The organism is Polymorphobacter megasporae (assembly GCF_018982885.2).
GTDB classification, from domain to species: domain Bacteria; phylum Pseudomonadota; class Alphaproteobacteria; order Sphingomonadales; family Sphingomonadaceae; genus Polymorphobacter_B; species Polymorphobacter_B megasporae.
In genome coordinates, this window is sequence record NZ_CP081848.1 from 2,327,350 (window position 1) to 2,341,705 (window position 14,356).

Genomic DNA, 14,356 nt, shown 5'->3' on the forward strand with positions numbered 1-14,356 from the left:
TTGGCGAGGGGAGGTCAGCATAGCGAGCGCCCCGGCCATCGGCAACGCTCGCCGCGGCGATCTATGCAGCAGTCAATTCGACCGAGCTGACCTCGTCGGTGTGAACCTTGAAACCGTTGAGCCAGACCGGTCCGAAGGTCGTCGTAAGCGCGGTGTCGGTGGCATCGCGGCCATGCGCCATCAGTATGCGGCCGATGCGCGGGTGGTTGTGACGGGCGTCGAAGACGTGCCAGCCGCCGCCGAGATAGACATCGAACCACGCATGGAAATCCATCGCGGTCGCGGCTGGCGGAACCCCGATATCGCCGAGATAGCCGGTGCAGTAGCGCGCCGGGATATTCATGCAGCGGCACAGCGCGATCGCGAGATGCGCGAAGTCGCGGCACACCCCGACGCGGTGCTCATGGCCCTCGTTTGCGGTCCGTGTCGCATCGGCATGCTCGTAGCCGTATTCGAGCCGGTGGTGCGCGTATTCGACGATCGCCTGGACGCGGCCCCAACCCGGTTCGACATGCCCGAACAAGCTCCACGCCAGCGCCGACATCCGGTCGGTCTCGCAATAGCGGCTGCCGAGCAGATAGATCAGCGCGTCGTCGGGAACGTCGTCGACTGGATGTTGAATGGCATCGAGATATTGCGGATCGGGCATGCCGCTGTCCTCGACCACGACGTCGCAACTCAGCACGGTGTCGCCCGGCGGGAGCACCATCCGCGTGCAGATGTTGCCGAACTGGTCGATATAGTCGCGCGTCGGCAGCGCCGGGCTGGTCACGACCGCCTGCGGCGTCCGCAGGTCGGCGGCGCGCAAGGGATGGACCTTGAGCATTGCGGTCATCGCCGTCGGGACATTGACCCCGAGGATAAGTTCGTAGCCGGCGCGGATCAGCATCGAGGCCTCGTCAGATATGCGCGAATCGCACCGCGCTGCTGCTGACACGCTTGCCACGAACCGGCGTCAATTTCCCAGCGATTCGATGCGATCGTTAAGAATAATTGGCGACTAACGACCGCTCGACTTTCGCGTCATCGAACTTCATCCGTCGCCTGCCGCCATTCGGTGAGCGATGTCGGTCCGCGGCTCGCCAAGTAGATCAGCGAGGGCGTGGATCTTCATCGTCCGACCGCTGTAGAAGACCTTAATGGCCACGGCTTGGGCCCCTTTGCGCCGCCGGAACGACGGTGCGCCTTGACGTAACGATCGTCGCCAAGGCCGCATCCGATAACCAGCACAACACTCCCGCAACAGCCAAGCCCTCCGAAAAATCGGAGACTCTCCGAACCAGTACTCTGCGTCGGCATCGGGCTGCTGATTGGGCTTGGACCCTAGGTCGTGATCTCTCTCCGAACGATGCTCGCGCCTGCGCTCAAAGCGGCCAATTTGCCTTGCGCTACGCGGCGAGACAACGGCGCCATGCCGCAGTTCGTCGACGGATAGAGCTTGTCGGCATCGACAAACTTTAGGGCCTGTCGCAGCGTGTCGGCCACTTGCTCAGGCGTTTCGATGCTGTCGGTCGCCACGTCGATGGCGCCGACCATCACCTTCTTGCCGCGAATGAGTTCGATCAGGTCCATCGGAACGTGCGAATTCTGGCATTCCAGCGAGATGATATCGATGCTGGATTCCTTCAGCTTGGGAAAGGCCTTCTCATATTGCCGCCACTCGGATCCTAAAGTCTTCTTCCAGTCGGTGTTGGCCTTGATCCCGTAGCCGTAGCAGATGTGAACGGCCGTCTCGCACTTAAGCCCCTCAGCCGCCCTTTCCAGAGTCGCAACGCCCCAGTCATTCACTTCGTCGAAGAAGACGTTGAATGCCGGTTCGTCGAACTGGATGATATTCACGCCGGCGGCTTCGAGTTCCCTGGCTTCTTGATTGAGGATCTTGGCGAACTCCCACGCCAGCTTCTCGCGGCTCTGATAATGGTCATCATAGAGAGTATCGATCATCGTCATCGGTCCGGGCAACGCCCATTTTATCGGCTGCCCGGTTTGCCGGCGCAGAAATTTAGCATCTTCGATAAAAACCGGATTTTTGCGTTCGACGGTGCCGACCACCGTCGGCACGCTAGCGTCGTATCGATCGCGGATCCTGACAGTCTTCCGCGTCTCAAAATCAACCCCGTTGAGATGCTCGATAAACGTCGTGACGAAATGCTGGCGCGTCTGTTCGCCGTCACTGACGATATCGATGCCGGCCTGCCGTTGATCGTCCAATGACAGACGCAAAGCGTCTTGTTTGCCATCGACCAGATCTTTGCCATCTAACTTCCACGGCGACCAAAGCGTCCCGGGTTGCGCAAGCCAGACGGGCTTGGGCAAGCTGCCGGCAGTCGAAGTAGGTAGCAATGTGTTCATGGTAGCGGCCTTATGTCTTGATGAATCAGAGCGTGAGACTTGCGGACCATTGCTCGAGTGCGGTCTGATAGGGCTTGATCAGGCGTTCCTCGGTGAACCTGCCCTGCTCGACAGCTAGTCTGCTGCGTTCTTCACGATCGTAGACGATGCGAGTCAGCGAAAAGTCCTGGTACTTAAGACTTGGCTGATAGCGTTCTGCGGCTGCAGAGTTGGCGTTGTAAATTTCAGGCCGATAGATCTTCTGGAAAGTCTCCATCACACTGATCGTGCTGACCAGCTCAAGATTGGTGTAGTCACCAATCAGGTCGCCAAGATGGTAAAAGGCGAACGGCGCGACGCTGTTCGGGGGCATGAAATAGCGAACTTTCATCCCCATCTTGGCGAAATATGCGTCGGTGGCTGAAAACTCGTCGTTACGATATTCGAAACCCAGTATGGGGTGCTTGTTCGTGGTCCGGTGATAGGTCTTGCTGCTCGACACGCTCAGACAGATGACCGGCGGCTTGCAGAAATTTTCCCGATAGTCGCTCGAACTCAAAAAGTGCTTGAATAAATTGCCATGCAGGTCGCCGAAACCTTGCGGATCGCCAGATCCGGGGTGCGTCTTCAGGTGCTCCGACAGCAGAACATTGAAGTCATAATCGCGCACATAGGACGAGAAGTTATTGCCGACGATGCCGTCGATCCGCTCCTCGGTCTTTCGATCAACGATCTTTGTCTGAAGGATTTCGATCAGCGGGAAGACGTCGTCACGTCCTTCGGCATCGATACGCAACTCGACCGAGACAATCTCGAGCTCGACCGTGTAACGATCGCCCCTCGGATTGTCCCAGTGCGCGAGTGAATTGAAGCGATTGTCGATCATGCGCAGGGTATTGCGCAAATTTTCCCGCCGGCTCTCGCCCCTTGCCAGATTGGCGAAGTTGGTTGTGATGCGGGTATTGTCGGCGGGACGGTAATTCTCGTCGAACGCAATGCGATTTATCGAAAAGGCAAAGATTGTAGGCATCGACCGGTCACCTGCTTTTGCCGGACGAGAGGGCCGAAGGAAGAGCGCACAGGACCGGCAAGCCGGCGCCGAAGCCCCAGCCCTTGAGTCAAGCGCGATCCACCGGAGGAACCCCCGTCCGAGGAACGTATCGCGTCGGAGGCAGGTCTACTGACTTACGGGTCAATGCGACGGTCCCGGCCTTCCCAGCACCCTTGCGGGTGCCAGTGACACGAAATGGAGCCGCCGCTCGCCGCTTACAGTTGCGGGGGCAGCGCCGGATTCCGCTCTACGAGCGCCACCGGCTTCCCGTCTTAGCCCCGTCGCCCGGCTCATCTCTGAGTCGGAAACGGGGAACCTCGACAGGTCGGTTACACACCCAATGGCCATACGTGTCAACAGGCATATAAAGACATCTTTATATCGTTATGAGACGCACATGTGGTTCGACATGACGGTGATCTAGGTTGTCTCGCCCCGACCTATTATCGACGTCGCTGGATAGTGAATGACTGGCAGCTTTCAGAAAGCGGACAATCACGTTGAAAATGGCGAGTTGTAGATCAACGAATGCGGCAAAGTTCTGCGATCGCCGCGTCTCGGTGGCGTTCAGGTAAGCGTCCGCAGTCCCGGCCGCTCTCGCATGTCGATCTGGAGTTCGAAGATATCAGGACGGGAATAGTGGCCGGCGGTGTCGAGATAAAGCCGACCTTCCGCGACGATATCGGTATCGATAACCGCGTTCAGGGTCAGCGTGTCGTCTTGTCCGGCGGCAGCAATGATCGTCGCGTCGGGACCAACGATCGCGCTTCCGCCCGATTTGAGCAGCTCGCGCTCGGCTGGGATTGCTTCGAGCATAGCGCGAGCGGCGGGCTCATCGGCTTCGAGGCTGTCGAAGCCATCAAGCACCTGCGATCGAGTAAGGACGGTGCCGGCAGCAGCGACGAAGCACTGGCCTTCGAAGGCATAGTGCCGGCTGGCGAGGAGGTGAAGTTCGGTGACGGCAGGCCAGAGCGCGAAGTGAAGAACTTCACCATGTTGGTGCCGCGCTGCGCGAGCGAGCGGCATCCAGTGCTCCCAGCAGATGAGGGCGCCGACAGGACCATATTTTCCCGGCCAGGGTCCGAGGGTGCTGCCGTCTGCTGCGGCCCAGATCAGCCGCTCGTTGTGGGTCGGCATGATCTTGCGGTGGATGTCGCGCCTCCCCGGGGTCAGGCGCACGACGGTGTTGAATATGCTCGAGCCGCGCCGCTCCTGAATGCCCATCACGATCTCGACCGAAAGTTCAGCGGAGAGGGCGGCCAGATGCGCGATTTCACGCCCCTCGAGCTCGGGACAATTGTGCAACAGGACGCGAAATAGTGCCTCGGCGGGCTTGTGGCCAAAAAGCGCCGACCCGGGGGCGTCATCGAGCCATACAGGATAGCCGGGAAGCCATGCTTCCGGAAAACGATGACGTCGGCCCCGTTGCTCGCCGCCTGTCGGATCAGCCGTTCAGCGCAAACGATACTAGCGGGAAGGTTGAGAAAAACGGGAGGACTCTGAACGATCGAGATCGAGATCATCGGCATCGTGGCGCTTCTTCCGGAAGCGATGCGAGCACGCGGCTTTGGTGGTGTGGCTGGCGCAAGCTGGCGGCGGTGCTATCGACGCCGGGAAGGGGACCGGATCTGAACGACCGTTGCGCGTTTGTCGGTATCATTCTGGCACGCGCGTGCGGACCCATTGGCGTCGTAGAAGCGTGAGGCCAGCCAATAACAATCCGGCCGGGATCGCCATGAGCGAAAAGGCGATGGCGCCGCTGGTGCTCGCGAATAATATGGCGGTGAGCCGCGAGCCTGCGGTTCCACCCAACGCCGAAAACATCACCACCAAGCCCATCAACTCGGTATGCCGCGATTTTGGGCTGGCGGACAGCAGGACCGAGACGATCGTCGGGTAAACCGGCGCGAGGCAGAAGCCGACCACGAGGAAAAGATATGCGGCGAGCGGCGCTTTCGTCCAATCGGTGATCGGCGTTGTCGCTGCGCTGACGCTGCTCAATGCACCGATTGCCAATACCGCACCCGCCACCACCACAAGGCAGATGATCAGGATCGGGTACCAGTTGACGCGGCGCATCAGAACCCCGCTGACGAGGCGCCCGGCTGCAATCGATGCAGCATAGACGCTGCCGGCGATGACGCTGGTCGCCTGCGAAAGGCCCAGGACCTCGTTGTTGAACGTCGGCAGCCAGGTGCCGATCCCCTGCTCGATGAACACATAGGTGAAGGCGCAGGCGATAAAAATTAGCACGAGCGGCAGTCGCACCAGCGCGAGCATGGCGGCGATCGAAGCCGTTCCGGGTTCCGGTTGATCGGCGCTCTCGTCGATCACGACCGAGGCGAGCAGAACAAAAGCCACGACGCACAAGGCGGCGAGCGGCCAATAGGCGTCGAGCCAGTCGCGATTGCTCGTAAGCCGTCCGCCGCCGATGAAGTGGCTGAACAGTACCGCGATCGACAGCACCCCCAGCATGAACGCGCCTTCGATGATTGCAGTCAGGCTGGCGTGCTGGCGGCTGGTCGACGTCGCCAGCCCGATCATCGCGTAAAGCCCGATCTTCACGCACGCGAAGGCGAAGCCGATCACAGCGTAATGGAGGCAGATCGTCAGATAGCCCGGCAGTAGGGGCATCAGCACGCAGGCCAAACCAGTGACTGCGAGCCCCGCCATCATCGCGCGTTTCAACCCGATCCGCGGCAGATAGCTCGCCAGCAGGAACGAGACGACGGCAATGGTGATGTCCTTGAAGCCGTCGAACCAGCCCGCCTGCGCTTTCGTCACGCCGAGCGTCGCAGCCGACTGGAGGATCACCGTCCCAACCGTGTTGAGGACCATGCCATAAGTGAAATAGGTCACGACGAGGGCGGCGATCAGCCGTGATCGTTGCATAGCCGGTGCCTCGATAAGCGGTGGGTCGCAGCCGAGTCCGGCCGCAACCCACAGCGGAGTAACAGTATTCTTAGAACTTAAACCCGCCGGTGAAGCGGAACGACCGTCCGAAGATCGGCCGCACGACGGGCAGGGCTGTGCCCGGCCCGGCAAGGAAGCGCGGGTTGCCCTCGGTCAGGCCGTGCGAGTTGGTCAGGTTGTCGGCTGCAACCTGAATGGTGACCGGCCCGCGTGTCGCCAGAATTCCCGCACTGAACGTCGCATAGGCTGGCAGCGGCTGGATGTTGGCGAGGTCGCTGTAGCGCTTACCAACCGCTTCATACGTGCCGTAGATTGTCGTCAGAAGTCCCGGCAGCTTGAATTCGTAAGCAGGCGTGATCCGCGCCTGATACGACGGGATGCGTTCGGCGCGCTTGCCGTTGATGCCGGGCTGCAGGGGGTCGTCGGTCTTGGCATCCTCGAGGACGTCGTTTGTCGCGATGCTAAGTCCGAACGAACTTGTCCAGCGCGCGTCCACCTCGAGGCCGTAGGTCTTCGAGCCGGCGACGACGGCGGGGACGCCGACATCGTTGTACACCGCGCCGACCACCTTGTCGTAGAAACCGCTCAGCGACACGTCGAAGGCGTGATCACGATATTTCGTACCGATCTCATAGGAGCGAATACTCCAGTTCTGGTCGGTTGGCGCGCTGGTGTTGCCGAGCTGCGAGCGGACATCGTCGAAGCTGGGGATATGATAGCCCTGCGAGACGCGCCCATAGACGTCGAGCGTCGACAGGATCCGGTAGTTGACCCCGACCGTCCACGGCACCGAATGACGCTCCTCGTTGAGCGTCGACGGCTGGCCATTGCCCTCGATGTGAAAGTTGATCTTTTCGCTCTGGTAGCGAACGCCGGCGTCGACCCGCAGCGCGTCGGTGATGTTGTAGGAATCAGCAAGGTAGATCGCGTTTTCGTCGGCGGAGCCGAAGTCGGCGATCGCAAACGAACTGATCGGACCGTTGTTAAGGTTGACCGTGTCGACCGAGCCGCCAACCTGTTGCCATGTGTTGTTGCCGAGGCTCCACGCGTCGTTCGAACTGAAGTGGCTGAAGTAATAGCCGACGGTCAGCCGGTTGCCGCCGGTGGCATAGGTCAGCGTCGCCTCGTTGCTGATATAGCTCAAGTCCTTGAGCACCACCCAGCCGCCGAACTGCTGGACATAGTCGGTGGACGCGAGCGTTTGGCCGGTGTGGAGCGTCTGCACCGTCGTCTGACCCGGCGTCAGGAGATTGCCCGGCGACGCCAGCGCGGTCGCCACCGTGATTGCCCCGGCACCCGCAGGGACGAGACCAGCCGTTTGCAGGGTCCCCTTGGTATAGCCGAAATGATCGGCGAAGGTGATGCCCGAGCCGAAGTCGTTCGTCAGATTGCCGCCCGCGATCACTCCCTTCCAACCGCGCCCGGAGCCGAAGTCGAACCGCTGCGTCGCGCCACTTCCGGCGCTCCCCGGGACGATGATCGTCTGGTAGCGCGTGTTGTTGTTGAGCTGGTTGTAGGTGCCGAGGTTCAAACCCGGGACGTCGGCCGCGAAAGGCAGAAACCACTCGCCGTGGTCATCGGTGTAGCGCGCGAAAACGTTGAATTTCCCGGTGTCAAACCTTTTCGTGATGTTGACCGAAACCTGGCCACCCTTTTCGGTGTCGAAGCCGGCGGTGCGGACCGAATCTCCGGAAGAGACATAGCCGCCGATGACATAAAAAAGATCGTCGGCAATCTTGCCGCTCAAGACGCCGTCGACGCGACGCGCGCCATACTCGGTCGATGAAACCTTGACCGAACCTTCGGTTTCCTCGCGGCCCTCGCGGAGCAGGAGATTGGCCGTCAGACCTGGTTGGCCGTCGGAGAACAGCGAGGCCGGGCCGCCATTGACTGCTTCGACCGTCGCCACCGTCTCGTCGAACCGGACGAGCGCGCTCTGGTCCATGAACGACGGGCTCGACGCGCCGTAAACCGGGACGCCGTTGAACTGGAAGGTGACGAACGGCGCATCCCCAGTGCTCGGAATACCGCGGACGAAAACGTTGGCCGTGCCGACACCGCCCGAGCTTTCGACAAAGATGCCGGGAATCGATTTTAAGGCGTCGCCAGCGCTCTTGGGATTCTGAATTAGGAGGTCGTCTGCCGACAACGACGTTATCGAGTAGCCAGCCTCGAGCTTGCGAATGCCGCTACCTGCCGCCCGCCCGGTGACAACGATGTCGGGTTGTTCATCGACGCTCGGCGCTGGCGTATCGGGTGTCGCCCCCGGCGCGATCTGCGCCGGTGCATCCGGCGCGACCTGCGCCTGTGCCTGCGTCGCGACGAGGACTGCCGCTGCGGTGATTTTCAGCCGGTTTCTGAGTAACATCTTGATCTCTCCCAAGTTTATTTTAGTTTTGTCGAACTCAAAGCAGCGACCCGATCGTCGCCATGTCGAGGTGCGCGATGTCCGGCACGATCACCGCGGCTCCGCTCAGTGCGCCCTCTGCGTCGATGCCGACCGCGACCATTCCAGCGGCGCGGATCGCGTCGATGCCGGCTTGCGCGTCCTCCACGCCGACGCACTGACCGGGCAACACTCCGAGCGCCGCGGCGCAGGCGAGAAAAATGTCGGGCGCGGGCTTGGGGTTCGCCACCGCTGCGGCGTCGGCGATGAAGTCGAATTCGGCACCGATGCCGAGGCGCGCGATGACCGATGCCGCGTTGCGGCTCGCCGATGCCACTGCGGTCATGATGCCGGCGGAGCGGCATGCGGCGAGCAAGTCGCGCACGCCGTCGAACAGGTCACTCGGCGAATAATCGGCAATAAAGCCTTGGTAGATCGCATTCTTCTCGGCCAGCAGCGTCTCGAATTCGCTGTCGCCGAAACTGCGGCCCGATCGATCGAGGATCAGGCGCAGGGAGGAGGCGCGATCGACGCCCTTCAGGCGCTTGTTGAAGGTGCGGTCGAACGCGAGCCCATGCCGCTCGGCGAGCGCCGACCAAGCGAGAAAATGATGCTCTGCCGTATCGGTCAGCACCCCATCGAGATCGAAGATGACCGCCCTGACCTTCGGTCGCGTAAAGCGGACCGGCAGTGCACCGACGACGTCGCGTCGGCCGTGTTCGACAATCGTGACAGTTCCGCCGGCCATCACTGAATAGGTTGCGCCATCGGGATCGACGGCGACCTGCAACCGGCTACCCTGCCACGACAATGTGAAGTTGTACGCCGCGAATTCCGGCGCGGATCGGGGAGCAAAATGGAGTTCACCGCCGCGAACTGCGAGCCCGCCCCAACCTTGCGCAAGGATGAGCCATCCCCCCGCCAGTGCCGCGAGGTGCAAGCCATCACCGGTGTTGCCGTGGCGGTCTTCGAGGTCGACCAGCGCCGCCTCCTCGATGAAACGTCGCGCCTCGCCGAACGCGCCGATCCGGGCGGCGATGATCCCGAAGGCCGGCGCCGATAGGGTTGAATCGTGCGAGGTAACGGGCTCGTAAAAGGCGTAGTTGCGGGCAGTCAGCGATAGGGGTTGATCGACCAGGCCCATCGCCAGCGCCTGGATGACATCACCCTGTTTGCACAGCCTGTGACGCGACAGGGTCATCGGGTGATGATCGAGCAGCAGCGGACGCCGCGGCCGGTGCAGCAGGTGTGCGGCAAGCACCGGCTTGTCGAGGAACGTGTCGTCCTGCGGATTGACGTTCTGCTGAGCGTCGACGGGGAGCCACATGTGCCGCGCGGCAGCGACCCACCCGGCGACCTCAGCTTCGGTCAGACCGACACTCGCCACGAGCGACAGGTACGCCGCCTTGTGCTCGGCTTTCATCCAGTCAGCGGTGGCTGCGGCGTAGCTCAGGTGAAGTCGCGCTACGGCGTTGGTGTAGAAGTCGTTGTCGACGAGTATCGTATATTCATCGGGCCCGGTGACGCCGCGAATGCAAAAGGCATTGTCGCGCCGCGGATCGAAGCTGCCGAGATCTATCCAGATCCGCGCGGTCTCGAACAGGAGTTCGGCCGCGTCGCGTCGCAGCGTGCTATCGCCGGTGACATCGACGTAGAACTTGATTGCGTAAGCGATGTCGCCGTTCAGGTGGACCTGCGCGGCACCGGTCGGATAATGCGACGAACATTCGCCCCCGCCGATCGTCCGCCACGGATAAAGCGCACCGCGCGTAAACCCCATCTGCCGCGCGTTCGCCCGCGCTGCGGCAAGGGTCGCCATTCGAAACTCGATGACCGAGCGCGCCAGCGACGGGGCGGTGAAGGCGAGCACCGGAAGGATGAACGCCTCCGCATCCCAGAAATAATGTCCTTCGTAACCGTCGCTCGTCAGGCCCTTGGCTGCCGTCCCGTGATCCGGCCGGCGCGAAGCCGACTGGAAGAGCTGGAAAAGCCCAAAGCGCAGAGCCTGGGTCAGGCTTGGGTCGTCGGCCACTGCGCAATCGGCTACGGCCCAAAACTCCGCTAGCGCGGTCTCCTGCTGCTCCGCCATAAGGTCGTACGCCGGCAGCGCCTGCAGTGACCTATCGGCCGCTCTGGTCAGTTCGACGATCCGGTCGAAAGCCAAGGCATCGCCCGGCGCGAGGTGAGCGACGATCCCGCCGCCATCGGCGTCATCGGTCCATGAGTCTGCATCCCCTGCAATCGACTGGCGATAGGCCAGTGCAATGTCGCCACACGTGAACAGGCTGCTGCCGTCCTCAGCGGTCGCCTGCAGCCACGGCGGAGCGAGACGAGCAGAGATGCGGGGGTCGGCGTCCGACGCCGCACCGGCACCGGCACTGGCACCGAAGCGCGGCAACAGGGCAACCTCCCCGGAAAAGTCGAGCGACGTCAGCCGAAACCGCGAAGCGACGATTGCCCGTCCGACCATCGGTACAATCCGGTCCGTATCGATCTCGATCTCGCGCCCATCGATTAGTCGCCAGCGGGTCGTGCGTCGCTGCTGCCCCGTCGCCAGATTGAGCGATCGCGAAAAGTGCGTGATCGTGGCGGTCGCGAAATCGACCGGTTCGCCGGAGATGATCAGTCGGACGAGAACCGGGCTCGGGCACAGGATGCGCGTGTCGGTCGTTCGAGCGTAGCCGGGAAACGATTCATGATATGAGATCGGCCGGGAGATATAGGCGTCGGAAAAGATCGTGTCTGGGTGCTCGGCGCATTCATCGAGCGATCCCCTGATTCCGACCAAGCCATTGGCCAGTGAAAACAGGGACGCGAAGGTTTCGGCGCGCGGGTCGATCGCTGACGACTGCAGTATTTGATGCGGATCGTCGTTCGCGGCACCCATACGAGCGTCTACCCCCAAAGTTTGCATGGTGCTGTTCTGCGACGGCGCCACCTTCCGTCGCGTAGACGCGTCACAGTTATCGATGTCAAGTTATCGATATCATTTTACGCCGTCGATGCGGTTGTGCTTGCGGTATCAGGTGGCGCGACGAACGATCTCGACGGACATCGACTCTGAATGCGCGCTGCCCCCCGCGGTGAGCTGGAGAATCTTGTTGGCGAGAAGCTTTCCGCCGCGGTCCCAGTTCTGCCGGATCGACGTTAGCGGAGGGACCACCCGTGACGCGCCGGGAGCATCGTCGAAGCCAACCACTGCGACATCGTCCGGAACCGCAAGTCCAGCCCGCGTAAGCGCGGAAATGACCCCCATCGCTATTGCATCGCTGGCGGCAAACACCCCGTCGAACTGACCCGCGCCGTCGGCCAGAACGGACTGCATTGCCTGCTCTCCGCCAGCCTCGGTAAATGGGCTCACGATGCTAAGAACTGGACCATGACCGCCCTCGTCAATTCGCTCACCAAAGCCGCGGAGTCTGTCCTCGACCTCGAGGTGGGTCGTGTCGCCGACAAAGATGAGCTTTCGGCGCCCCTGCACAAGCAGATGCTCCGCGGCGAGGCGGCCGCCGTAGACATTGTCCGATCCAACGGTGACATGGGCCTCGTTGCCATCGACCGAACCCCAAATTACATAGGGAAGTCCCGCCCGCTGGACGATCTCGACCGCGTCTTCGTGCATTCCCTGCCCCAGAAGGATGACGCCGTCGGCGGCGGGCGGTAGCGAACAAAACATCTGCATCGTTGTCAGGACCATATTGTGGTCGCGACTGGTAAGTTCCTGCATAATCGCGCCAAGAAGCGACAGCGGATACGGCTCACTCATCGATCGGTCGTGCGATGGCGTCATTTCGATCACCACGGCAATCGTCCCAGTCCTCTGCTGACGCAAGTTTCTCGCGGCGATATTCAGCCGGTAGCCGCGGTCTTCTGCGAGCTTTCTTATACTTTCGCGGGTGGCGTCCTTGACGAGCGCATGGCCGGAAAGCGCTCGCGATATTGTGATCTTCGAGACGCCAGCCTCGCGTGCCAGATCCGCCATTGTCACGGGGCGCTCTCGCGATCCTTCAGGAGAAGATTTAGCCATGGCGAAATGCCGTAGGTTATTTCGTCTTGCATTGAAATGTTGCCGCCTGACGGCGGCGCGCGTTCGGGTGCGCTGGTGGTTTCCTTGATCGTGCGTTCCTGTGTGGAACACACCTGAAACCTTGACGCAGCAGCCACTGTTGTCCGGCGGACGCCTCATCCATGGCTTCGGATACGTAAGCTTTTGCATGCGACCGGGCGTGTCTCATGCTTTGTATTTGCCAATTAGGCGCACGTCGTTACAGCGGTGCAGGCGATAATGCACTTTCGGATGCTCAGTGACGCTTTCAGGTCAGGAGAAAAGGCGCTAACAAAGAAGGTATTCAATGGCTAAAGTCGACATTAGATGGGCCTGTGATCTGGATGGTGCCATCTATTAACCTGAAAACACCGATTGATCTGCGGTTGCCGACGCTCTTCCGAGACGAACAATAAATGCGTCTGGCAATTCTAGTCAATTTCGACGCGTTTATTGCTCCGATCGTAGTAGAATGTGCCGAAATATCAGCGAACAGATTTGTCGAATATGCCTTTCGCACCATTCGAACGATGGCAAGCCCGTCTGCATATATCCTTGGCTGTAGCTAGTATATCGTGGGCATATCGCTTTCATCTCCCGTATCAGCTCGGCGCGGAAAGATTTGCTCGATTAATTTCTCGGTGCACGAATACTCTCGTGATGAGAGGGTCGCGGTGTCACGACGCGTCAATGGCACGCACGCATCGAGCAGTCTCGAGTGCGAGCCCCCTTTGGACGCCCGCCACGAGCGAGGCCGGTCGAGGGAATCAGCCTCTGGACTAAATCTCAGCTAACATTAACCCTTTATTTACTTTCGATATTTGTGGCCAGCGGATACATGGTTTATATCTGTTAACTATTCCCGGTGCTATTATCTCTATATTCGCCTTGAGGGCTCTGTCGGTGGTCTTGGCGCTTTGCAGTGTACAGCCAGCATTGGCTGCTGGCTTGAAACCTCCGACTGTTGCGTCTCCTCGGGTCCATCCTGCACCGCTTGACATAGCGTTATCGTTCGACGCGCAACGGGCTAAGGATTGGGTACTAGCGACAATGGATAACGGCCCACTGCCGTTCATGATCGTGGACAAAATCGAGTCGCGACTTTTCCTGTTCAATGCCGATGGCACTTTGGTCGCAACCACCCCTGTGTTGCTCGGTCTCGCGCGTGGCGACGACTCACCGCCGGGAATTGGCACGCGCAAATTGTCGGCAATTACGCCCGCCGAGCGCATTACTCCGGCGGGTCGCTTCGTTGTCGAGACGGGCGAAGACCTTGCGGGGCGGGACATCTTGTGGATTGATTACGACGCAGCAATCGCCCTCCATCGAGCCTCAGACCGATCTTCGAATTCAAGTCGAAAAAATCGGGCATCGTTACTGTCAAATCAGGTCGTCGCCGCGAGGCGTATTTCGTTGGGGTGCATAAACGTTTCGACTGCATTCTACGATGGCTTTATCCAGCCTACCTTTCGGCGCCAGAAAGGTGTCGCCTATATTTTACCAGAAACACGCTCGCTTAACGCGCAATTTAACATTCCTGAGATAAAAGCGGCGGAACGGACTGCGGCGGGAATTTAGCGCTGCACATGCTAGGCCGTAGCCTCGCAGGCGCAGAGCCACAGACATAGAA

General features: G+C 60.6%; 8 protein-coding genes, 1 pseudogene and 1 riboswitch. Of the genes and pseudogenes, 1 reads left to right on the forward strand and 8 read right to left on the reverse strand.

What is annotated here, in order from left to right:
* Nucleotides 1-61 precede the first annotated feature (61 nt).
* The 8 genes and pseudogenes from KTC28_RS11020 to KTC28_RS11055 form a co-directional block, all read right to left on the reverse strand.
* Nucleotides 62-889 (reverse strand): transglutaminase-like domain-containing protein, encoded by an 828-nt coding sequence (locus KTC28_RS11020; RefSeq protein WP_216710360.1) that lies wholly within the window; start codon nucleotides 887-889, stop codon nucleotides 62-64.
* A 434-nt stretch (nucleotides 890-1,323) separates the two neighbouring features.
* Nucleotides 1,324-2,352, reverse strand: coding sequence for a methionine synthase (locus KTC28_RS11025; protein ID WP_216710359.1), 1,029 nt, complete (start codon nucleotides 2,350-2,352; stop codon nucleotides 1,324-1,326).
* A 25-nt stretch (nucleotides 2,353-2,377) separates the two neighbouring features.
* Nucleotides 2,378-3,361, reverse strand: a complete 984-nt coding sequence (locus KTC28_RS11030; protein ID WP_216710358.1) for a DUF1852 domain-containing protein — start codon at nucleotides 3,359-3,361, stop codon at nucleotides 2,378-2,380.
* 123 nt (nucleotides 3,362-3,484) lie between these two features.
* A riboswitch (cobalamin riboswitch) is annotated at nucleotides 3,485-3,716 on the reverse strand.
* A gap of 233 nt (nucleotides 3,717-3,949) precedes the next feature.
* Nucleotides 3,950-4,729: pseudogene (locus KTC28_RS11035) on the reverse strand (nitrilase-related carbon-nitrogen hydrolase); the annotation flags it as partial.
* Between the two features lie 309 nt (nucleotides 4,730-5,038).
* Nucleotides 5,039-6,274, reverse strand: coding sequence for an MFS transporter (locus tag KTC28_RS11040; RefSeq protein WP_216710357.1), 1,236 nt, complete (start codon nucleotides 6,272-6,274; stop codon nucleotides 5,039-5,041).
* 70 nt (nucleotides 6,275-6,344) lie between these two features.
* Nucleotides 6,345-8,663, reverse strand: coding sequence for a TonB-dependent receptor domain-containing protein (locus KTC28_RS11045; protein ID WP_216710356.1), 2,319 nt, complete (start codon nucleotides 8,661-8,663; stop codon nucleotides 6,345-6,347).
* A 37-nt stretch (nucleotides 8,664-8,700) separates the two neighbouring features.
* A complete protein-coding gene (gene pgmB, locus KTC28_RS11050) occupies nucleotides 8,701-11,469 on the reverse strand; it encodes a beta-phosphoglucomutase (RefSeq protein ID WP_223132241.1) in 2,769 nt (922 codons plus the stop codon).
* 234 nt (nucleotides 11,470-11,703) lie between these two features.
* Nucleotides 11,704-12,867: a LacI family DNA-binding transcriptional regulator gene (locus KTC28_RS11055; protein ID WP_255601938.1), complete on the reverse strand. Its 1,164-nt coding sequence runs from the start codon at nucleotides 12,865-12,867 to the stop codon at nucleotides 11,704-11,706.
* Between the two features lie 909 nt (nucleotides 12,868-13,776).
* Here KTC28_RS11055 and KTC28_RS11060 point away from each other — a divergent pair.
* Complete coding sequence (locus KTC28_RS11060; RefSeq protein WP_216710354.1) at nucleotides 13,777-14,304, forward strand: L,D-transpeptidase; 528 nt, start codon at nucleotides 13,777-13,779, stop codon at nucleotides 14,302-14,304.
* Nucleotides 14,305-14,356 lie beyond the last annotated feature (52 nt).

Bases quoted from the DNA above. Each gene is read 5' to 3' on its own strand.
- KTC28_RS11020 (WP_216710360.1), bottom strand. From the start codon at position 889: ATGCTGATCCGCGCCGGCTACGAACTTATCCTCGGGGTCAATGTCCCG.
- KTC28_RS11025 (WP_216710359.1), bottom strand. From the start codon at position 2,352: ATGAACACATTGCTACCTACTTCGACTGCCGGCAGCTTGCCCAAGCCC.
- KTC28_RS11030 (WP_216710358.1), bottom strand. From the start codon at position 3,361: ATGCCTACAATCTTTGCCTTTTCGATAAATCGCATTGCGTTCGACGAG.
- KTC28_RS11040 (WP_216710357.1), bottom strand. From the start codon at position 6,274: ATGCAACGATCACGGCTGATCGCCGCCCTCGTCGTGACCTATTTCACT.
- KTC28_RS11045 (WP_216710356.1), bottom strand. From the start codon at position 8,663: ATGTTACTCAGAAACCGGCTGAAAATCACCGCAGCGGCAGTCCTCGTC.
- KTC28_RS11055 (WP_255601938.1), bottom strand. From the start codon at position 12,867: ATGAGGCGTCCGCCGGACAACAGTGGCTGCTGCGTCAAGGTTTCAGGT.
- KTC28_RS11060 (WP_216710354.1), top strand. From the start codon at position 13,777: ATGGATAACGGCCCACTGCCGTTCATGATCGTGGACAAAATCGAGTCG.